Source organism: Pantanalinema sp. (genome assembly GCA_036704125.1).
GTDB lineage: Bacteria > Cyanobacteriota > Sericytochromatia > S15B-MN24 > UBA4093 > JAGIBK01.
Genome location: DATNQI010000059.1, coordinates 32,348 through 52,159, shown reverse-complemented (window position 1 = coordinate 52,159; position 19,812 = coordinate 32,348). Strand labels below are relative to the sequence as shown.

Below are 19,812 nucleotides of genomic sequence, written 5' to 3'. Positions count from 1 at the left end.
CAGAGGCCGCCGAAAACGGCGGCCTCTGCTTGAGTTGCGGGGGCAGGATTTGAACCTACGACCTTCGGGTTATGAGCCCGACGAGCTACCGGACTGCTCTACCCCGCGAATTAAATGTAGCACAGCGGGCTCCCGGACGCAACCGCCGCGAAACATTTCGTTAATCCTGACCAAAAACAGAACACCCGACAACACCGAGCCTGGCCTTATCCGATGGGCTACCGGCCCAGGGCCTTGGCGGCGTCGATCCGGCCGTAGCCCGTGAACGAGTCGTAGCCGGGGGTCTGAAGATCGGTGGCGCTGCGCTCGAGAAGGGTCTTGACCGCGGCCGGGGCGATGCGGGGGTTGGCCGAGCAGATGAGCGCCACCAGGCCCGCCACGTAGGGGGTGGCCATCGAGGTGCCCGAGAGGGTGCCGTAGCCGATGTCAGCGCCCGGGTCCTCGTCCATGAGGGTGGTGCGGTAGGTGGGCATGGTCGAGTAGATCTCGCCGCCCGGGGCCGTGACGCTGATCCAGCGGCCGAAGTTGGAGAAGTCCGAGCGCCTGTCGCCCTCGTCCACCGAGCCGACGGCGATCACGCCGGGGTAGGAGGCCGGGTAGGCCTGGAGGTTGCTGCCGTCGTTGCCCATGGCGGCGACCACCACGGTGCCCTTGCGCTGGGCGTAGGCCACGGCGCTCTCGAGGGCCTTGCCGCCCCCGCCGCCGCCCAGGCTGAGGTTGATGACCCGCGCGCCGTGCTCGGTGGCCCAGACGATGCCCGAGACGATGTCGCTGGTGTTGCCCTCGCCGTTGGTGTCGAGCACCTTGACGGGCATCAGGCGGCAGTTGGGAGCCACGCCGACCACGCCCTGGCCGTTGTTGCCGGTGGCGGCGATGATGCCCGCCACGTGGGTGCCGTGGCCGTTGTCGTCCATGGGGCCCGAGGTGCCGGGAACGAAGCTGACGCCCGAGACGAGGCGATCGCGCAGGTCGGGATGGTTGAGGTCGATGCCGGTGTCCACCACGGCGACCACGACGCTCGGATCGCCCATGGTCACGTCCCAGGCGCGCGAGACGTTGATGGCGCGGTGGCCGTACTGCTGGCCGAGGCCGGGGTCGTTGGTGGTGACCTGGGTCTTCGAGACGTAGTCGGGCTCGGAGTACTCGACCGCGCCGGTGCTCGCCAGCGCGGCGAGCTGGGTGCTCGCGTCCTTGGTGCCGACGTTGAGCACCGAGATGCCGAGGCTCGGGATGCTCGCGGCCACGAAGCGCGAGACGCTCTTGACCTGCTGGTCGGTGGCGGTGGCGCGGAACTTGACGATCACCCGGCTGGAGCGGACCGCGAGGCTCTGGGCCTTGGTCTGCATCGAGCGGTTGTAAGAGATGGCGCTGGTGTTGGGGGCCCCGCACCCGGTCAGGATCAGGACGAGCCCCGCCAAGATGGCGGTCAAGCGATGGAGGCTCAATTGGCGCTCATCCTTGGTCACGGCTCTGAATCTCCTAAAACCCCTACCCAGGAGTTATCCGCCCAGGCGGGGCGCGCCTGACGCGCAAGCGGTTAAGCCGGTGTTAATTTTGAGCGAAATCTCGGAAGGGGGTGCCTTGACGCCCGGGCGGCCTTGGCCGACCATGGGACCACCAGGAGGTCCCGATGCCCCTTTTCCTCTCTGCTCGCAGCCTCGCTCCGGCCATGGGCCTCGCCGAGACCCTCGAGGTCTTCCGGCTCGCCGCGCACCGGCGCATCGCCCTGCCCGGCATCCCGGCCCTGCTCTGCGATCCGGCGGTCATGCGCCCCTTGCAGGAAGCCGGGTGCGACCTCACGGTGCACCACGCCTTCTCGGACGCCCCGCGCGCCAACCTCGCCGCCCTCGACGAGGACTTCCGGCTGCGCTCGATCCGGCTGGTGGAGGAGGTGATGACGCGCGCGGCGGAGCTCGGGGTCACGCGCCTGAGCCTCATGCCGGGCTTCGCCCTCGAAGAGACGCTGGACCAGACCCGCGCGAGCCGCAGCGTGCCGCGCGAGCTCGCCCTCGACGCGCTCATGCGATCGCTGGATCGCCTCGCGAACGTGGCCGACGCGCGCGGCATGTCGCTCGCCTTGACCAACAGCGACATGCGCCACCCGGCCATGCTGCTCGGCGACGCGGACGAGATCAGCGGGATGATCCAGGCCCTCCAGGTGCCCTTCCTGGGGGTGCAGGCCGACCTGGGTCACGCCCTGGCCTCGGCACGGGCCTCGGGCTCCGGCTACGAGGGCGCGGAGGCCCTCCTCGCCGCGATCGCGCCGCACCTCACGGCCCTGCGGCTCCACGAGACCGACCGCAGCGGCCAGGACCATCGCCTGCCGACCGAGTCGGGCTGGATCGAGGAGCTGCTCGGCCAGCACCCCGAGTGGAGGGCGCTGCCCATGACCCTGGAGGCGCGGGGGGTGAGCCTGGATCGATTGCTCGATACCGCGGATCGCCTGGAGAGCCTCGCGCCGAAGCCGCTACTCGGCCCGGCTCGGTAGCTCCGCCACGGGGGTCTGCGAGAGGTAACCCAGGATCCCCTTGGCCACCGCCGAGCCCAGCTCCTTCTGGAAGGATTCGCTCGCGAGCAGCTTCTCCTCGTCCGGGTTGGAGAGGTAGGCCGACTCGACCAGCACCGACGGCACGCTCTGGCTGCGCAGGACGTAGAGGCGCGCCTGGCGAACGCCGCGATCCGGGCGGCCGAGGATCCGTGCGATCGCGCTGTGCAAGTGGCGCGCCAGAGGCCGGCTCACCTCGTTGCGATAGTACGTCTCGAGGCCCCCGATCTCGGCCGACTCGCAGGAGTTGCCGTGCAGGCTGACGAAGAGGGCGGGCTTGAGGGTGTCCACCAGGCGGGCCCTCGAGGCCAGATCCACCGAAGAGTCGGTGGTGCGCGTCATGACGACGTTCAGGTCGCCCCGGGCCTCGAGCGCCTCGCGCACCGCCCTGGCCATGGCGAGGGTGACGTGGGCCTCCTTGGTACCCCCCGGGCCGATGGCCCCGGGATCGTCCCCCCCGTGCCCCGCGTCCACGATGACCGTGGGCTTGCCGCCCGCCACGTCCTGCCGGCGCCAGCTCAGCTCCAGCACCTTGCCGCCGTCCTTCGCCTGGGCGTCGTAGGCGTAGAGGCCGCGCGGCAGGGTCAGGTGAAGGAGCCAGTCCTTGCCCTCCTTCTCCACGCCGAGGGCCTCGACCCCGTCGACCAGCCCGGGCAGGCGACCCGCGAAGCTGCCCCCGGGAACCCGGACGGTGAGCTTGGAGGGCGCCCACTCCTGCTCGACCTCGTAGGAGAGGGCCCGATCGCAGGCCAGGCGCAGGAAGACCTGCCCGCGCTTGCGCCGGAGGGTGAGGGAGTCGAGGCGCTGGGCGCGCGCGACGGTCTCGAGCGAGACGAGAGCCTCGGGGGTGGGCGAGGGGCTGGGCGCGGGCTGGGCGGGACCGTAGAGCTGGCGCTCGCTCAGGGCCTCGGGCCAGTCCGCGGGCAGGGCGGGGCCGTAGACCCAGAAGGAGTCGGGCACGGCCGGGCCGTGCTCCAGGAAGACCCGCGGCGCGGCGGGGCCGTGGGCCTCGATCGGGGTGCGGGTGACGCGCGAGCCCTGCTCGGGCCGGGGCGCTCTGGCAGGGTCGGGCGACACGCGCGCCAGGCTGAGGGTCTGCCCCTCCTGCTGCTGGCTGAGCCGGACGTCGGCCTCGGCGGTGCAGTCCAGGACGAAGCGGATGAAGCCCTCCTCGGGGTGGAGCGCGACCCGCAGCTGGGCGAAGGGGCCCTCCTGGATGGAGAGGGTCTGGCAAAGCGCCGGATCGGCGAGCTCGGCCCCGAACAGGTCGATCACCACCCGGTGGGGCGCCTCGAGCTTGAGCAGGCGCGCCTGGAGGGGGCGATCGCCCTCGATCTCGAGCCTGCCGTCGCGCCAGTAGATGCCGGTGACCACGGCGGGGTCCGCGACGGGGCGCGCGACCCGCGCGGCCTCGGCCCGGGGGCGGACCCTGGCCTCGACAGGCGCGAGGGGCCCCGCGGCGATCGCCGCGGCGGCCACGAGGACGAGCCAGCGAGTGATATTGCGCATGAGTGCCTCCGACGCCACGCTCCAAGGCTAAGCCAGGTACGGCGCGCGGGGCGGTGCGCGCGGTCACGCGATCACCCGCTCGGTGGGTTACGAATTGAACAAGCGACGGTATGATCCTCTCGGAGATTCCCCCACCCTCACGAGGAGGCTCGCGCGCGCGCCCATGGCCAACGTCAACTTCGATCGCCTCTCCAGGCTGCCCGCCCTGCAGGGGCTGACCCCCGAGGAGATGACGGCGTTCTTCAAGATCGCCACCAAGCACGTCTTCCAGCCGGGCGATCCCATCCTCAAGACGGGGGAAAAGGCCGACTGCTTCTACCTGGTCGCCGCGGGCCAGCTCGAGATCCTCCTGCCCCAGGGCAAGGGCGTCCCCGCCACCCCCATCGCCCAGGTCGGCTCGGGCCAGCTGGTCGGTGAGATGCCCCTGCTCTACGCCCAGCCCCTGCGCCAGGCCGACGTGCTCGCGGCCAGCGAGGCGGTGCTCTTGCGCTTTTCCTACTCGGACTACGAGCGCCTTTCCCAGCAGCACCCCGCGATCGGCACCAAGTTCCGCAGCAACCTGGGCAAGATCGTCGCGGGCCGGGTCTGGAGCACCCTCCCCAACCAGGCGGGAACCGGAGTGCTTCGCGCCATCGAGGAGCCCGCGAAGGCCCCTCAGGCGAGCAACCACGACGCCATGAAGGCCGCCACCATCTTCGCCGGGCTCAAGCCGGAGGAGCTGAAGGCCCTCGAGGCGATCGCCCTTCCCTTCACCGCCCAGTCCGGTCAACCGATCGTCCATCAGGGGTCGCCGGCCGACTCCTTCTACCTGATCGTCCACGGCCACTGCGAGGTGCAGATCCCCAAGGACGGCCAGGCCATGCCGGTGGCGCGGCTCGGTGCCGGCCAGGTCTTCGGCGAGATGGCGCTGGTCTACAAGCAGCCCGAGCGCACGGCGGACGTGGTGGCCGTCTCGGACGCCAAGCTCCTCAACTTCCCATTCGACGACTACCAGCGCCTGACCAGGGCCATGCCCGAGATCGGCCGCAAGCTGCGCAACAACCTGGGCCGCATCGCCGCGAGCCGCAGCTGGACCATGCAGGCGGATCAGAGCAAGGAGATGAAGCGCCGCGCCGGGGCGATCGACGACCTCTAGCCTCTCAACGCAAGGACGCCCGGCCGATGGCCGGGCGTCCTTGCGTTGAGAGGGGATGACTAGCGGGTCTTCTTGGGGATCTGGTCCATCCAGTCGCTGCCGAGCTTCGCGAAGAAGTGGTGGGCGTCCAGCACCTCGTCCGACGAGATGGGGGGCAGGCCGGAGAACTTCTCTTCCTCGCGGCGCGACGAGAAGATGCCGCGAACCCGGCTCACCTGGGGCTGGCTCGAACCCTCGCGGCTCGCCTCGCTCGGAGTGGTGCTCGCCTCGGCGGACTCGTACTCGACGCCGACGATGGCCACGCCCGCGGGCTGGTTACACTCGGTGCAGTGGACGCGGACGACCCAGTAATCCTTTTCCTCGCGCAGGAGCTTGACGCCTTCGGGCGTGAAAGCTTCGTTGCAGTGCGCACAACGCAGCTTCCGGAAGTGCTCTTGAACGACCGAAAAATTTTTCATCCCACACACTCCAATCCTGGCGATTCCCGTGGGCGCGCCGTTTCAGCGCCCCTGGCGTCCTGTGCCTCCTATACCCGTGCCCCCTGAAAAATTATCCGCGCGTCATCAAGTTGATGTTGCTTAACATAACGGCTTGGCAGCCGGCTGTCCGGCCCGCCGAGGGTAGGCTTTGGGCGTTGGCGCAACCTTCTCCACCACGACCAGCGCCCGCTCGCCGAACCCCTCGGGGAGAGAAAACTTCACGATCCCGCGGATCTCGCCGCCGAGCGTCTTGAGGGCCTTCTGGGCGCGCGCGACCTCGTCGTCGGCCCCCGCCCCCTTCATGGCCACGAAGCGCCCTCCCAGCTTGAGGAAGGGCAGGCACAGCTCGCAGAGCACGTTCAGCTCCGCCACCGCCCGGCCGAAGACCAGATCGTACTGCTCGCGGTGCTCGGGGGTCTGGGCGAGCTCCTCGGCGCGGCCGTGCAGCGCCCGGCCGTTCAGGCCGAGGGCCTCGATCGCCTCGCTCATGAAGTCGACCTTCTTGCGGGTGGCCTCCAGCTGGGTCCCCGACCAGGCGCCGACCAGGGCCATGAGCGGGATCCCCGGGAAGCCGGCGCCCGCCCCCACGTCGATGAAGCGCAGCGGCGCCTTTCGGTCCTCGGCCGAGAAGGCGCGCAGCACCGAGAGGGAGTCCAGGAAGTGCTTGACCACCGCCTCGCGCTCGTCGGTGATGCGGGTGAGGTTGGCGCGCTGATTGCCCTCGATCAAAAGGGCGTAGAAGCGCTTGAGGGCGTCGACCTGCGCGGGGTCGAGGGGCACGCCCCACTCGGCGGCCTGGGTCGTCAGGAGTTGCCAGGGTTCCATAGGGTCCTCGTCGGGTGAGATTAGCGCCTGCGGCTAGTTTGAGGGGGGACAAGCGGAGATCTTACCATGCAGGATCGCCCGCTTGAGGGTATCATGGCCCCATGCAGACCACTTCTCGCAAGCGCTGGGTCGTCGTCGACCTGGAGACCACCGGCATGTCCCCCGCCAAGGGCGATCGCATCGTCGAGATCGGCGCCGTGGCGATCGAGGACGGGCGCCTCGCCGGGACCTACGCCACCCTGGTCCACCCCGAGCGCTCGATCCCCTACTTCGTCCAGCGCATCCACGGCATCTCGGATGCCATGGTGGCCTCGGCCCCGCGCTTCGACCAGGTCCTGCCGCAGTTCCTCGACTTCTGCGGCGACTCGCCTTTGATCTCCCACAACGCCCCCTTCGATCGCAGCTTCCTCGACTTCCAGGCCACGCTCGTGACCGAGGCGCCGCTGCCCCACGCCCACCTGGACACCCTGCGCGTGGCGCGCCTGCTGCTGCCCCGGCTCGGCAAGCACAACCTGGACGCGCTGGTCAGTCACTTCGGCGTGAGCCTGAGCGCCAAGGACCGCCACCGGGCCCTGGGCGACGCCAGGGCGACGGCCGAGATCTGGCTGAAGATGGAAGCGATGGCAATTTCCGAAGGGAAGAGCCTTTTGAAGGGCTGGATACGCCAAAATTGACGCTTCAGGGGGGATGTCGTACCTTTCTTAGAGCGCCTAACAAGACTGTTCCTTCGAGCCGCCCACGGCGGCCAACGGCATAACATGCCTGGTCTTGTTAGATGCTCTTAGATTCGAAGTCCCCTCGCAAGAAGGAACCCCATGAACGCGACGATCTCCCTGCCGACCGCCTTTCTGGCGGGCCTCATCTCGTTCCTCTCGCCCTGCGTCCTGCCCCTGGTGCCCGGCTACCTCTCGTACATCTCGGGGGTGTCCAGCGATCAGATGCGTGACGGCGCCGACGCCGCCACCCGGCGCAAGGTGATCGTCAACTCGCTGGGCTTCATCCTGGGCTTCTCGATCGTGTTCGTGGCCCTGGGCGCGACGGCGACGGCCTTCGGCCAGGTCCTCAACCAGAAGCTGACCCTGCTCTCGCAGATCGCGGGGGTGGTGATCATCCTCTTCGGCCTCCACACCATGGGCCTCTTCAAGATCAAGGCCCTGTACATGGAGAAGCGCTTCCAGGTGGCGGCGAAGCCTGCCGGCTTCTTCGGCGCGATCCTGGTAGGCCTGGCCTTCGCCTTCGGCTGGACCCCGTGCATCGGGCCGATCCTGGCTGCGATCCTCACCTACGCGAGCCAGTCCGAGACGCTGAACCAGGGGATCGCCCTGCTCTTGGCCTACTCGCTCGGCCTGGGGGTCCCCTTCTTCGCGACGGCCCTGGCCATCAACGCCTTCTTCTCGCTGTTCAACCGCATCAAGCAGCACATGCGCAAGGTCGAGATCGCAAGCGGCCTCCTGCTCGTCGCCGTCGGCGTCCTGATCTTCTCCAACAACCTCTCGATCCTGGCCAACGTCCTCCAGAGCTCGCCCGCAGGCCAGGCCCTGCTCGGGATCGAAGAGAAGCTGAGCCGGTAGCCCCATGCTGAGCCTCGACCTCTTCGCCGGCACCGATCCCCAGGTCCGCGACGCGCTGCGCATCCGCGAGGCCGTCTTCGTCCATGAGCAGGGCGTCCCGCTCGATCTCGAGATCGACGACTACGACGGGATCGCATGGCACGTGCTCGCGAGCGAGGACGACACGCCGGTCGCGACCGCCCGGCTCATCTCCCTCGACGCCAGCCGGGTCAAGATCGGCCGGGTCGCCACCCTGAAGCCTCACCGCGGCAAGGGGATCGCAAGCAAGCTGGTCAGGCTCCTGATGGAGTACGCGCGGCGCGAGGGCTTCACCGAGGCCGTGCTCGACAGCCAGCTCGAGGCCATGCCCCTCTACGAGAAGCTCGGCTTCGTCGCCGAGGGCCCGATCTTCATGGACGCGGACATCCCCCACCGCCGCATGACCCGCAAGCTCGAGACGCTCTGAGGCGCCGCATGAGCCTACCCGACGCCTCGTCCCTCGTCGCCGAGATCCGCGCACTGCTCCAGGCCGCTCGCACCAGCGCCGCGCGCCAGGTCAACGCACTGGCGGTGCTCACCAACTTCGAGATCGGTCGGCGGATCGTTCTGCATGAGCAGGGCGGGGAGGAGCGGGCCGAGTATGGCCGGGGTGTGCTTCCTTCGCTTTCCAAGGCTTTGGTAGCGGAGTTCGGGCGGGGCTATTCGGTCGAGAATCTGAGGCTGTTCCGGCGGTTTTACGTTGCCTACCAGGATCGCTCTCCGAAATCCCAGACAGTGTCTGGGATTTCGGAGAGCATTGGTGTTGCTGGGGTTTCCCAGACACCGTCTACAGAATACTCGCCCACGATGCATCGCCCGTTTACCCTGGGCTGGTCGCACTACGCCTTCCTCATCGGGATCGGCGACCCCGCGGAACGTGATTTCTACGAGATCGAGGCCACGAATCAAGGCTGGTCGCTGCGCGAACTGCGCCGCCAGTACGATACGAGCCTCTACGAGCGGCTCGCGCTGTCGCGCGACAAGGACGCAGTTCGCGCGCTCTCGATCGAGGGTCAGGTCGTCGCCAAGCCGACCGATCTGCTCAAAGAGCCCTACGTGCTGGAGTTCCTCGGGCTGGATCAGCGCCCGAGCTACTCGGAGTCCGAGCTCGAATCCGGCATCATCGACAAGCTGGAGCACTTCCTCCTGGAACTCGGCAAGGGCTTCCTGTTTGAGGGGCGCCAGCGACGCTTCACCTTCGACGACGAGCACTTCTACGTCGACCTCGTGTTCTACAATCGCCTCATGCGCTGCTTCGTCCTCGTGGACCTGAAGATCGGGAAGCTCACCCACCAGGACCTCGGCCAGATGCAGATGTACGTCAACTACTACGACCGGCACGTCAAGCTGCCCGAAGAAGGACCGACGATCGGCATCATCCTTTGCAAAAAGAAGCACGACGCGCTCGTCGAAATCACCCTCCCCGAGGGGGCAAACATCCATGCGCGCGAGTATCGGTTGTTTCTCCCGAGCAAGGACGATCTGCGCCGTAAGCTACTCGAATGGACCGAGGAAGAATGAGCGGCGCACACCGGCCAACCATACAATTTAATTTTTTCTTGGTGCGCGTATAAGAATCTGCGGCCTCGATGAGGCGATAAGGATGCTATCGGATCGTCGAGAGAGCGTCCAAGGAGATTCGCATGCGCGCAGACACCCGGGTGGCCAAGGCCCCCGCCACGGCCCCGACCCAGCGTCCTTCCCAGGCCAAGCCCGCAACGCAGCAAAGGCTTTCTCTCGCCCAGGACGCCCTGAAGCTCACGGCCCGCCAGGCCCGGCCGGCAAGCGCCGCGCCCGCGCTCGAGCTCAAGCCCGCCAGGCGCATGCTGGACAACGAGGCGAACCTCGCCGCCCTCAAGGCGCAGGCCGCCAAGGACAAGATGCCGAGCGTGATCACGAGCGACGGCGCCACCCTCTCCTACTTCAAGGGCGCGCTGCGCACCGAGAGCAAGATCGCCCACCTGGGCGCGGAGCAGGCGCTCAGCCTGGCCGATCGCGTCACGGTAGGCGGCAAGAAGAACACCGTCCTCTACACCGACGACGGCTTCAGCGAGCTCGACCAGTTCCGCGTGACGGTCGCCGTCATCGACTCGGGGGTGGCCCCCAAGAGCCGCATCCTCGAAGGAAGGCTGCTCGAAGGCTACAACACCGGCACCAAGGGGACCGACACCGCGGACGACGAGGAGGGGCACGGCACCGCCGTCGCCTCGCTCATCGCGGGCTCGGACACTGCCGACAGCGTGGCCAAGGGCGTCAAGATCCTGCCCATCAAGATCCAGGACTGGGATGACGACAAGTTCCTGCCTCAGCTCGCCGACGGCATCCGCTACGCGGCCGACCACGGTGCTCGGATCATCAACGTCAGCATCGGCTCCAACTTCCTCGACCCCAAGCTGCAGTGGGAGCTCTCCCCCTCGGACCCCAAGGCCCACGCCGAGGCCATCAAGGCCGTGAGCGAGGCGATCGCCTACGCCGAGGCGAAGGGAAGCCTGGTGGTGGTCGCCGCGGGCAACGAGGGCGACCAGCTACCCGACACGGTCCTCTTCCCCGCCAGCGATCCCCGGGTGGTCGCGGTCTCGAACCTCGACGACACCCAGGGCGCAGCCAAGCTCGCCGAGGACTCGAGCCGAGGGCCCGCCGTCGATCTCGCCGCCCCCGGCACCAAGGCTCTCGCCTGGTTCGGCGGCGGCTACGGCTACCACAGCGGTACCTCCTTCGCCGCCCCCTACGTTTCGGGCGTGGCGGCCCTGATCGCCGCCCGCCACCCGGACTGGACCCCGGAGCAGATCAAGCAGCAGCTCTACAAGACGGCCCGGGACCTCGGCGCCCCGGGCAAGGATGACGCTTACGGCCACGGGGCCGTGGACGCCATCGGGGCCGTCTTCGGCAAGTAGCCCTCGCCGGGACGCTCGTGTTAAGATTAGATTATCCTTTAACCTCGATTTAAATCGGAAAGGTCAACGTGCGGAAGAACATGAAACGCTTCTCAGCGCTCCTCGGTCTCACGCTCAGCCTGGCGGCACTCGCCGGCTGCAGCAGCGCCCTCCAGCTCGGCAACAACGACGCCGAGCGCAGCAACGCCCAGCGCGCCGCCGAGAGCCAGGCCCCGCGTAGCCAGGTTCGGATCCACTTCCGTGACGTCTCGGAGCTCACGGCGGCCTCGCGTGCCGGGGTGGACCTCTTCGAGAACGTGGACCGCGCGGCGGGCACGGTCGACGCCCTGGCCTCGGCCAAGGGCGAAGAGGCCCTCAAGCGCCTCGGCATCCGCTACGAGGTGATCCAGGCCCCCAGCATCCGGGGCGTGGGGATGCCCACAGGCTACAAGTCGGTCGAAGACGTGATGAGCGACGTCAAGCAGGTGGCGGCGGCGTACCCCTCGATCGTGCGCCTCGAGACCATCGGCAAATCGCTCCAGGACCGCCCCCTCACCGCCGTCCACGTCACTTCCCAGCCCCAGGGCACCCAGCCCGCGCTGCTCATCACCTCGGGCCAGCACGCCCGTGAGCTGCCCCCGGTCGAACTCAACATGCGCCTCCTCCACCTCTTGACCGAGCAGTACGGCAAGGACGCGGCCATCACCAAGCTGGTGGACACCCGCGACATCTGGATCGTGCCGGTGCTGAACCCGGACGGCCGCACCATGGTCGAGGGCGGCAGCGCCATGTGGCGCAAGAACGCCCGCAACAACGGAGACGGCACCCGCGGGGTGGACACCAACCGCAACGCCGACGACCACTTCGAGCAGGGCAACTCCGATTCGTCGGCCGACGACTTCCGCGGCAGCGCCCCCTTCTCGGAGCCCGAGTCGCAGGCGATCCGCGACCTGTGCGCCCGCGAGAAGTTCACCGTCTCGCTGGACATCCACTGCTACGGCGGCATGTTCCTCTGGCCGCCCGGCAACACCAGCACGCCCACCAAGGACGAAGCGACCTTCCGCAAGATCGGCGATCGCATCGCCAAGCCCCTTGGCTACCGCTACGGCACCATCAACCGCACCATCTACCCGACCTACGCGGACATGGCCACCTGGCAGTACAACGCCCACGGCATCCTGGCCTTCGCCGCCGAGCTCCAGGATCCGCGCTTCAACCCGCCCTACTCCCAGGTCGACACCGACTGGAAGCAGTGGAAGGACAACCTGCTTTACCTGATCGACGTGGCGGACAGCCCGCGCACCCGCTCGTAGCAAAAAAACCGGCTCCCCAAGGGGGGCCGGTTTTTTTGGTGGGCCCTCGGCTCAGGAATCAGGCATCACCTGCGTGCGCCTGGTTCGCCCGGATGGCGAGAGCCAGGCGAATGTCCCCGTAGGAGACCCGCTCGCCCAGGTCCTCGTAGATGGGCTTGAGGCGCTCGGCCTGAAGACGAGCCGCCGCCTCGACCACCCGGGCGTAAGTCGCCCGGCTGAGCCAGGGCTCGGGGCGCGTGACGTTCTCATCCTGGACGAACTCGAGCAAGTAGCCCTCGACGGTGCTCGCGGCGCGCCCCGTGCGCGAGACCACCTCGTCCACCGTCGATCCCGCCCGGAAGGCCTCGAAGGCCGCCTCGCGCTGGGGGTTGGGGCGGCCGGGACGCTCCGCGGCGGGCTCGGGGGCAGGCACCGAGGCCCTGGGCAGCGAGACCAAGGGCGCCTCGACAGCGGGGCTCAGCCCGAGGGCCTGGGCCTGGTGGGCGATGATCTCGAGGAGGCGATCGCCCAGGTCCCGCGCCTTGGCCTCGCCGATGCCCTTGATGCCGCGCAGGGCGAGGCTCGATCCGGGCCGGTGGTGCGCGAGCTCCTTGAGGGTCGCATCCCCGAGGATGAGGTAGGGCGGCACGCCGCGCTCCTGGGCGATCGCGCGCCGCCACGTCCTGAGCTCCTGGAACAGGCTCTCCTCCTGCGGCGAGAGGGCGACCCCCTCGGCCCCCGAGCGCCGGGCGGGCGCCTTGCGCTCGACCTGGCGCGGCAGGGTGAGCTGCACGCTCGCCTCACCCTTGAGCAGGGCCCAGCCCCCGGCCGTCAGGCGCAGGGTGTGGAACTCGCCCTCGCGCACGAGAAAGTCGAGCCCGGTCAGCTGATCGATCCAGTCGCCGATGTCCGTGAGCTGGTACTCGGCCAAGAGGCCGTAGGTCGTGAGCTGGTCGTGGCCGTTCTGGAGGACCTTGGCGGTCTTCGAGCCCTTGAGGACCTCGGCCACGTAGCGGGCGCCGAAGCGCTCCTTGACCCGGGCCACGCACGAGAGGATCTTCTGGGCGACCACCAGCGAGTCGGGAAGCACGGCGTGCTCGCCGAGGCAGACGTCGCACGCCCCGCAGTTGTCGCCCTCGAACTCCTGGCCGAAGTAGCCCACCAGGAAGCGGTGGCGGCAGGTGAGCGTCCGGCAGAAGCGGTACATCTCGTTGATCTTGTCGAGCGCGAGCCGGTCGTAGTCGCTGCGAGGCTCGCCCTGGATGGTGCGCCAGGCCATGGGGTCGGCGGCCCCGTACAGGAGCACGCACTCGGCCTCGAGGCGATCGCGGCCCGCGCGGCCCGCCTCCTGCTGGTAGTTCTCGATGGCCTTGGGCATGCCCGTGTGGATGACGAAGCGCACGTTGGAGCGATCGATCCCCATGCCGAAGGCGACGGTCGCCACGATCAGATCCACCCGCTCGGTCGAGAAGGCCTCCTGGTTGTGGCGACGGGTCTCGGTGGAAAGCCCCGCGTGATAGGGCAGGGCCTTGTAGCCGAGGCCCTGCAGCGTCTCGCACAGGCTCTCCACGTCGGCGCGGCGGATGCAGTAGATGACCCCGGCCTCGCCGGCGTGGCGATCGAGCACGGCGCGCACCTGGGCGAGCATGTCCTTGCGGTACTCGGCCCGGTAGAGGAGGTTGGGCCGATCGAAGCTGCCCACCAGCGTCAGGGCGTCGTTCATGCCGAGCGCCCGCACCACGTCCTCGCGCACCGCCTCGGTCGCGGTGGCGGTGTAGGCGTGGATCCCCACCTCGGGGAACCACTCGCGGAGCCTCGCGAGGTTGCGGTAGTCGGGGCGGAACTCGTGGCCCCACTGGCTGACGCAGTGCGCCTCGTCCACGGCGAAGAAGCTGATGGGCGTGCTCTTGAGCAGATCGTGGACGTCGGGGGCTGCGAGGCGCTCGGGCGAGAGGTAGAGCAGCTTGATCGCTCCCTCTCGGATCGCCTGGTAGGTGCGGCGCTTCTCGTCGGCCGAGAGGCTGCTGTTGAGGGTGGCGGCCGCGATCCCGTTGGACAGGAGCGCGTCCACCTGGTCCTTCATGAGGGCCAGGAGGGGCGAGACGACCACCGCCATGCCGTCGAGCGCGAGCGCCGGCAGCTGGTAGCACATGGACTTGCCGCCGCCCGTGGGCAGGATGACGAGGCAGTCGCGCCGCTCCATGACGCTCCGGACGGCCTCGGCCTGGTTGGGCAGGAAGCTGTCGTAGCCCCAGTGGCGGCGCAGCAGGTCGAGGAGGCTGGAATCGATCTCGGTTTCAACTCGCATGGGTTCATTTAAACATAAGTTCGATGCGTTTGTCCGCCATCCCCCGAGCGGCCTTGACACGGGCATTTGCGGCGTGGGTTCATGGACTGATCCCTCTACTAGGAAGGCTTTGAGATGGTACCCAACTCCGAGATCCGCTTCATCGACACCCCGCACGGCCTCGCCGCCCTCTGCGACGACCTGCGGGGCTGCGACGTGCTCGCCCTCGACACCGAGTTCATCCGCGAGCGCAGCTACGCGCCGCGCCTGGAGCTCGTCCAGGTGGCCAGCCGCGACGGCGTGGTCGCCGCCATCGACTACGGCAGGCTCGGCCGGATGGACAGCGACCCCTTCGTCGCGCTGCTGCGCGATCCGGCCATCCTCAAGGTCTTCCACGCCGCCGAGCAGGACCTCGAGGTCCTCAGCGCCCTGACCGGCGAGCTGATGCCCTCCATGTTCGACACCCAGCTCGCCGCGGGTCTGGTCGGCTACGGCGCCAAGCCGGGCTACGGGGCGCTGGTCGAGGCGGTCCTCAAGATCAAGCTTCCCAAGGGCGAGAGCATGACCGACTGGTCCCTGCGCCCCCTGACCGAGGCCCAGCTCACCTACGCCCTGGACGACGTGCGACACCTGCTGGCGGTCTACGACCGGGTGAAGGCCGCCCTGAGCCAGGCGGGCCGCCTGGAGTGGGCCGAGCAGGAGTGCACGAAGCTCGTGTCGGCGGTCGCCGCCCAGCAGCAGGCCCGCGAGAACCCCGAGACCCTCTACACCCGCGTGCGCGGCAAGGGTGCTCTGGACTCGAGCGGCCTGTGCGTGCTGCGCGAGCTCGCCATGTGGCGCGAGAGCGAGGCGCAGCGCCGCGACAGGCCCCGCGGCTCCATCCTCAAGGACGAGATGCTGGTCGAGATCGCCCGCCGCTCGCCCAAGCGCGCGCAGCAGCTTCGCAACCTGCGCGGCATCCAGCCCCGCGACCTGGACCGCTACGGCGACGAGCTGGTGGACCTGGTCACCCGCGCCCTCGCGCGCCCGCGCGCCGAGTACCCCCTGGCCGAGCCCCCCTCGCCCCCGCCCGACGAGGCGACCCTCGCTTTGGCGGACCTCTTGCAGGCCGTCACCCACACGGTCGCGGCCGAGTCCGGGATCGCAGCCTCCCTGCTCGCGACCAACGGCGACCTGCAGCGCCTCGCCGAGGCCTACCGCCGGGGCGAGTCGCTCAGCCTGTCCTTCCTGGAAGGCTGGCGCGGCTCGCTCTTGGGCGAGCGGCTGCGCGCCATCCTCGAGGGCCGCTCGGCCCTGGGCTGGGACCCCAAGAGCCACACCCTGCGCCTCTTGACGGTGTAAGAGAATCGCCCCCCTCACTTCGAGGGGGGCGATTTCTTGGCTAGCTGATCTCCGTGAGGACCAGGTTCGGGTTTCGCTCCTGCACGAAGCGCATCATCCACTGGTCGCGGAAGAGGAGTACCGGCTGCTCGTCGCGATCGACCACGCACACCGCGTCCTTGATCGTCCGGTAGTCGAAGTCCGGGTTCGTCACCCAGCGCGCCAGCTCGACCCCCATGCGATCGAGGATGATGTCGACCCCGTACTCCGCCTTGAGGCGGTGCTGCATGACCTCGAACTGGAGCACGCCCACCGCGCCGAGGATGGCCTCCTGGTCGCCGACCTGGGGCCGGTAGAAGACCTGGACCGCACCCTCCCCGGCGAGCTGGTCGAGGCCCTTCTTGAGCTGCTTGCGCTTCGAGGGGTCCTTGAGGCGCACCTGGGCGAAGTGCTCGGGCATGAAGCGCGGGATCCCCCGGTACTCGAAGGCCTTGCCCTCGCACAGGGTGTCGCCGATCCGGAAGTTGCCGGAGTCGAACAGCGCCACGATGTCGCCGGGATAGGCCTCCTCGACCACCGCCCGGTCCTGCGCCAGCAGCTGGTGACTGTTGGCCAGGCGCATGTCGCGGTTGGTCCGCGCGTGCTTGACCGTCATGCCCCGGGTGAACTTGCCCGAGCAGACCCGCATGAAGGCCATGCAGTCGCGGTGGGCGGGGTTCATGTTGGCCTGGATCTTGAAGATGAAGCCGCTGAAGCGCTCCAGGTCGGGCGCCACGGGCCCGTCGCTGGTCTCGCGGGGCACCGGTGAGGGGGCGATCTTCACGAAGTCGTCCAGGAAGATCTGCACGCCGAAGTTGGTCATGGCCGAGCCGAAGAACAGCGGGCTCAGCTGCCCGGCCAGCACCCGCTCCAGGTCGAACGGATCGCCTGCGATCTCGAGCATCTCGATGTCCTCGAGCAGCTGGGCATGGAGCGCCGCGCCCAGGATCTCGGGCAGGGCCGGATCGTCCAGGGCGATCACGTCGGAGGTGCCCTGGCGCTGGCCGTGGTCGGTGGCCTTGAAGAGGTGGATCTTGCGGGTGGCGCGCACGAAGACGCCCTTGAAGTCCGAGCCCATGCCGATGGGCCAGTTCATGGGACACGAGCGGATGCCGAGCACCTTCTCCAGCTCGTCCATCAGGTCCAGGGGATCGCGGCCGAAGCGATCGAGCTTATTGATGAACGTGAAGATGGGGATCTCGCGCAGGCGGCAGACCTGGAACAGCTTCTTGGTCTGCGCCTCGACGCCCTTGGCCGCGTCGATCAGCATGACCGCGGAGTCCACGGCCGTCAGGGTCCGGTAGGTGTCCTCGGAGAAGTCCTCGTGGCCCGGGGTGTCGAGCAGGTTGACCTCGAGGCCCTCGTACGGGAACTGCATGACGCTCGAGGTGATCGAGATGCCGCGCTGCCGCTCGAGCTCCATCCAGTCCGAGGTGGCGTGGCGCTGGGCGCGGCGCGCCTTGACCGAGCCCGCCATGTGGATGGCGCCTCCGTACAGCAGGAGCTTCTCGGTGAGGGTGGTCTTACCCGCGTCGGGGTGGGAGATGATGGCGAACGTCCGGCGACGCCGGACCTCATCGGACAGGGAGAGCGACAATCCAGCCTCCTGGTGACAGCCGAGCCTGGCCCGGGCATGCGCGTGCTGCCCCCATTATAGCTCATCGCCCCCCCGCAGGCTCCGTAATATCCACGCTCAACAGGCTTTCTGGAGATCCCGTATGATGGATCCGTCGTTCAAGCGTTCGATGGCTTTCGACGCCTAGATGGGGATACGCACATGATTCGCCACCTCAAGAACAACCTGTCCCTCAGGATTGCCGCCTTCCTGGTGCTCGGAATGAGCGTGCTGATGACTGCGCTGTGCGCGTTCTTCATCACGACCGCCGCCTCGAAGATGGAGCACAACCTCCTGCTCAAGGGGAAGGGGATGGCCCGCCAGGGGGCAACCATCGTGGCCGAGCTGCTCACGACGGGCATCCGGGACAAGAAACTCACGGCGGAGGACGCCTTCGACGAGCGCTACGAGACGATCGCAGGCGCCGAGACCTCCAAGTTCCGGACGCGGTTCGTCGCTTTCACCGACCTGGCCCTGCCCCGGGTCCAGGACGTCTTCCTGAAGGATCCCGACATCCTCTTCGCCGCCGCGGCCGATCGCAACGGCTACATCGGGACCCACAACAACCCCGCGCGCTCCAAGCGGCGCTTCGACGACGAGAACGGCCTCAAGGCCGCGCGCAACACCGACCCCGAGGGCCTCGTCCAGCTCTACCACCGCGACACCGGCGAGTGGGCCTGGGACATCTCGAGCCCCATCACGGTGGAAGGGAAGCACTGGGGATCCTTCCGGGTCGGCTTCTCCAAGGCCCGCCTGGATGCCCAGATCCGGGGCTTCGTCCTCACCATGGCCGCGGCCTCGCTGGTGGTCGGGCTCCTCACGAGCGCCTTCGTCTTCTGGCTGCTACGCCGCGCGCTTCGCCCGCTCGATCGCATGGTCCGGGTCGTCGACGCCGTCTCCCACGGTGACCTCAGCCAGGACATCGAGGTCCGCAGCTCGGACGAGATCGGCCAGATGGCCGCGGGCCTGCGGCGGATGGTCGAGAGCCTGCGCCAGGTGGTCGGGGCTGTCCGCACCAGCGCCCACGTGGTGGAGGCCGGCGTCAGCGAGATCAGCGCGAGCGCCGAGGAGATGAGCCGCGCCTCCCAGAGCCAGGCGGTGGCGGCCGACGAGACCTCGAGCTCCATGGAGGAGATGGCGGCCAGCATCCAGCAGGTCGCGGGCAACGCCCAGACCCTCGCCCAGAGCGTCGACGACACCTCCAGCGCCATCGAGGAGATGATGGCGAGCATCCGCCACGTGGCCGGGAACTCCGACAACCTCGGCTCGGCCGTCGGCGAGACCTCGGCGGCCATCGAGGAGATGGCCGCGAGCATCCAGCAGGTCGCCCGCAACATCGAGGAGACCCACCGGGTCGCGAGCCACGCCAACGAGGCCGCCCGCGAGGGACAGCAGGCCGTCGAGAAGACCGTCTCGGGCATGACCAACGTCAGCCAGGTGATGGGCGAGGTGGTCCAGGCCATCGAGGGGCTGGGCAAGCGCTCGGGCGAGATCGGCGCCATCGTCGAGGTGATCGACGACATCGCCGAGCAGACCAACCTGCTGGCCCTCAACGCCGCCATCGAGGCGGCCCGCGCCGGCGAGGCCGGCCGAGGCTTCGCCGTGGTCGCCGACGAGGTGCGCAAGCTCGCCGAGCGCTCGGCCCGGGCCACCGGCGAGATCGCGACCCTCATCAAGGGCATCCAGCGCGAGACCACGCTCGCCATCGAGTCGAGCGATCGCGGCGAGAAGGTCATCCGCGAGGGCGTCGACCTGGCGCAGGCGGCCGGCCAGTCGCTGAGCGCCATCGTCGGCTCGGTGGAGCGCGCCGGCGAGCTGATGGCCCAGATCGCCCAGGCCGCCCAGGAGCAGGCCCACGCCGCCGAGCAGATCACCGGGGCGGTGGCCAACATGAGCCACCTGACCCAGCAGGTCACCTCGGCCACCCGCGAGGAGGCCGTCGGCACCGAGCAGATCGCCCGGGCCACCGACGTCATGAACCGGATGACCCACCAGGTCTCCGAGGCCACCGCCGAGCAGAAGAAGGGGGGCGAGCGCATCGTGCTCGCCGCCGAGAACGTCAGCAGGGCCTCCACGGAGGCGGCCGAGGCCACCCGGCTCATCGCCCAGGCTTCGGGCGGGCTCCAGCTCCAGGCCTCGGCCCTGCTCGACGCCATCGCCTTCTTCAAGCTGGACGCCGCGCACGAGGCCGAGGCCCGCGTCCCGGCAGCCGGGGCGACGGTCCCCATGCTCAAGGCCTGATCTCAAGACGAGAAGCCCCGCCGGAGTGCGATCCGGCGGGGCTTCGTCTTGGGGGCCGAGGCC

Annotated in this window: 16 protein-coding genes and 1 tRNA gene; 10 read left to right on the top strand and 7 right to left on the bottom strand. The window is 68.7% G+C overall.

Annotated features, from left to right (window positions below):
* Positions 1-34 precede the first annotated feature (34 nt).
* Together V6D00_09230 and V6D00_09225 are read right to left on the bottom strand one after the other, a co-directional pair.
* Positions 35-108, bottom strand: a tRNA-Met gene (locus tag V6D00_09230).
* A 110-nt stretch (positions 109-218) separates the two neighbouring features.
* A complete protein-coding gene (locus V6D00_09225; protein ID HEY9899349.1) occupies positions 219-1,445 on the bottom strand; it encodes a S8 family peptidase in 1,227 nt (408 codons plus the stop codon).
* 185 nt (positions 1,446-1,630) lie between these two features.
* On the opposite strand from V6D00_09225, the gene V6D00_09220 reads away from it, so the two are divergent.
* Complete coding sequence (locus V6D00_09220; protein ID HEY9899348.1) at positions 1,631-2,488, top strand: TIM barrel protein; 858 nt, start codon at positions 1,631-1,633, stop codon at positions 2,486-2,488.
* On the opposite strand, the gene V6D00_09215 is transcribed toward V6D00_09220, so the two are convergent.
* On the bottom strand, positions 2,468-4,054 hold the full coding sequence (locus tag V6D00_09215; GenBank protein ID HEY9899347.1) for an N-acetylmuramoyl-L-alanine amidase: 1,587 nt from the start codon (positions 4,052-4,054) through the stop codon (positions 2,468-2,470). The two genes, V6D00_09220 and V6D00_09215, sit on opposite strands and share 21 nt — an antisense overlap.
* Before the next feature lie 163 nt (positions 4,055-4,217).
* Here V6D00_09215 and V6D00_09210 point away from each other — a divergent pair, with 163 nt between their 5' ends.
* Complete coding sequence (locus V6D00_09210) at positions 4,218-5,189, top strand: cyclic nucleotide-binding domain-containing protein (protein HEY9899346.1); 972 nt, start codon at positions 4,218-4,220, stop codon at positions 5,187-5,189.
* A gap of 59 nt (positions 5,190-5,248) precedes the next feature.
* Here the strand turns inward: V6D00_09210 and V6D00_09205 are convergent, their stop codons facing one another.
* Together V6D00_09205 and rsmG are read right to left on the bottom strand one after the other, a co-directional pair.
* Entirely contained in the window at positions 5,249-5,647 is a 399-nt protein-coding gene (locus tag V6D00_09205) for a hypothetical protein (protein ID HEY9899345.1), read from the bottom strand.
* Positions 5,648-5,767: 120 nt separating this feature from the next.
* Positions 5,768-6,493, bottom strand: a complete 726-nt coding sequence (gene rsmG, locus V6D00_09200) for a 16S rRNA (guanine(527)-N(7))-methyltransferase RsmG (protein ID HEY9899344.1) — start codon at positions 6,491-6,493, stop codon at positions 5,768-5,770.
* Between the two features lie 101 nt (positions 6,494-6,594).
* Here rsmG and V6D00_09195 point away from each other — a divergent pair, with 101 nt between their 5' ends.
* From V6D00_09195 to V6D00_09170, 6 genes are all read left to right on the top strand, one after another.
* Positions 6,595-7,167: a 3'-5' exonuclease gene (locus tag V6D00_09195; GenBank protein ID HEY9899343.1), complete on the top strand. Its 573-nt coding sequence runs from the start codon at positions 6,595-6,597 to the stop codon at positions 7,165-7,167.
* 141 nt (positions 7,168-7,308) lie between these two features.
* The gene (locus V6D00_09190) at positions 7,309-8,064 is read left to right on the top strand and encodes a cytochrome c biogenesis protein CcdA (GenBank protein HEY9899342.1); all 756 of its coding nucleotides are present in this window, start codon (positions 7,309-7,311) and stop codon (positions 8,062-8,064) included.
* Between the two features lie 4 nt (positions 8,065-8,068).
* Entirely contained in the window at positions 8,069-8,509 is a 441-nt protein-coding gene (locus tag V6D00_09185; protein ID HEY9899341.1) for a GNAT family N-acetyltransferase, read from the top strand.
* A gap of 8 nt (positions 8,510-8,517) precedes the next feature.
* Entirely contained in the window at positions 8,518-9,603 is a 1,086-nt protein-coding gene (locus V6D00_09180; GenBank protein HEY9899340.1) for a PDDEXK nuclease domain-containing protein, read from the top strand.
* Positions 9,604-9,725: 122 nt separating this feature from the next.
* Positions 9,726-10,976 carry a S8 family serine peptidase gene (locus tag V6D00_09175; GenBank protein ID HEY9899339.1) on the top strand — a complete coding sequence of 417 codons (1,251 nt, stop codon included), beginning with the start codon at positions 9,726-9,728 and terminating at the stop codon, positions 10,974-10,976.
* Positions 10,977-11,056: 80 nt separating this feature from the next.
* Positions 11,057-12,268 (top strand): M14 family metallopeptidase, encoded by a 1,212-nt coding sequence (locus tag V6D00_09170; protein ID HEY9899338.1) that lies wholly within the window; start codon positions 11,057-11,059, stop codon positions 12,266-12,268.
* A 58-nt stretch (positions 12,269-12,326) separates the two neighbouring features.
* On the opposite strand, the gene recQ is transcribed toward V6D00_09170, so the two are convergent.
* Entirely contained in the window at positions 12,327-14,555 is a 2,229-nt protein-coding gene (gene recQ / locus V6D00_09165; protein ID HEY9899337.1) for a DNA helicase RecQ, read from the bottom strand.
* Positions 14,556-14,669: 114 nt separating this feature from the next.
* Here recQ and rnd point away from each other — a divergent pair, with 114 nt between their 5' ends.
* The gene (gene rnd, locus V6D00_09160; GenBank protein HEY9899336.1) at positions 14,670-15,875 is read left to right on the top strand and encodes a ribonuclease D; all 1,206 of its coding nucleotides are present in this window, start codon (positions 14,670-14,672) and stop codon (positions 15,873-15,875) included.
* A gap of 40 nt (positions 15,876-15,915) precedes the next feature.
* On the opposite strand, the gene V6D00_09155 is transcribed toward rnd, so the two are convergent.
* Positions 15,916-17,490, bottom strand: coding sequence for a peptide chain release factor 3 (locus V6D00_09155; GenBank protein HEY9899335.1), 1,575 nt, complete (start codon positions 17,488-17,490; stop codon positions 15,916-15,918).
* Positions 17,491-17,670: 180 nt separating this feature from the next.
* Between V6D00_09155 and V6D00_09150 the strand changes: the two genes are divergently transcribed.
* Positions 17,671-19,749, top strand: coding sequence for a methyl-accepting chemotaxis protein (locus V6D00_09150; protein ID HEY9899334.1), 2,079 nt, complete (start codon positions 17,671-17,673; stop codon positions 19,747-19,749).
* The last annotated feature ends 63 nt before the right edge of the window (positions 19,750-19,812 follow it).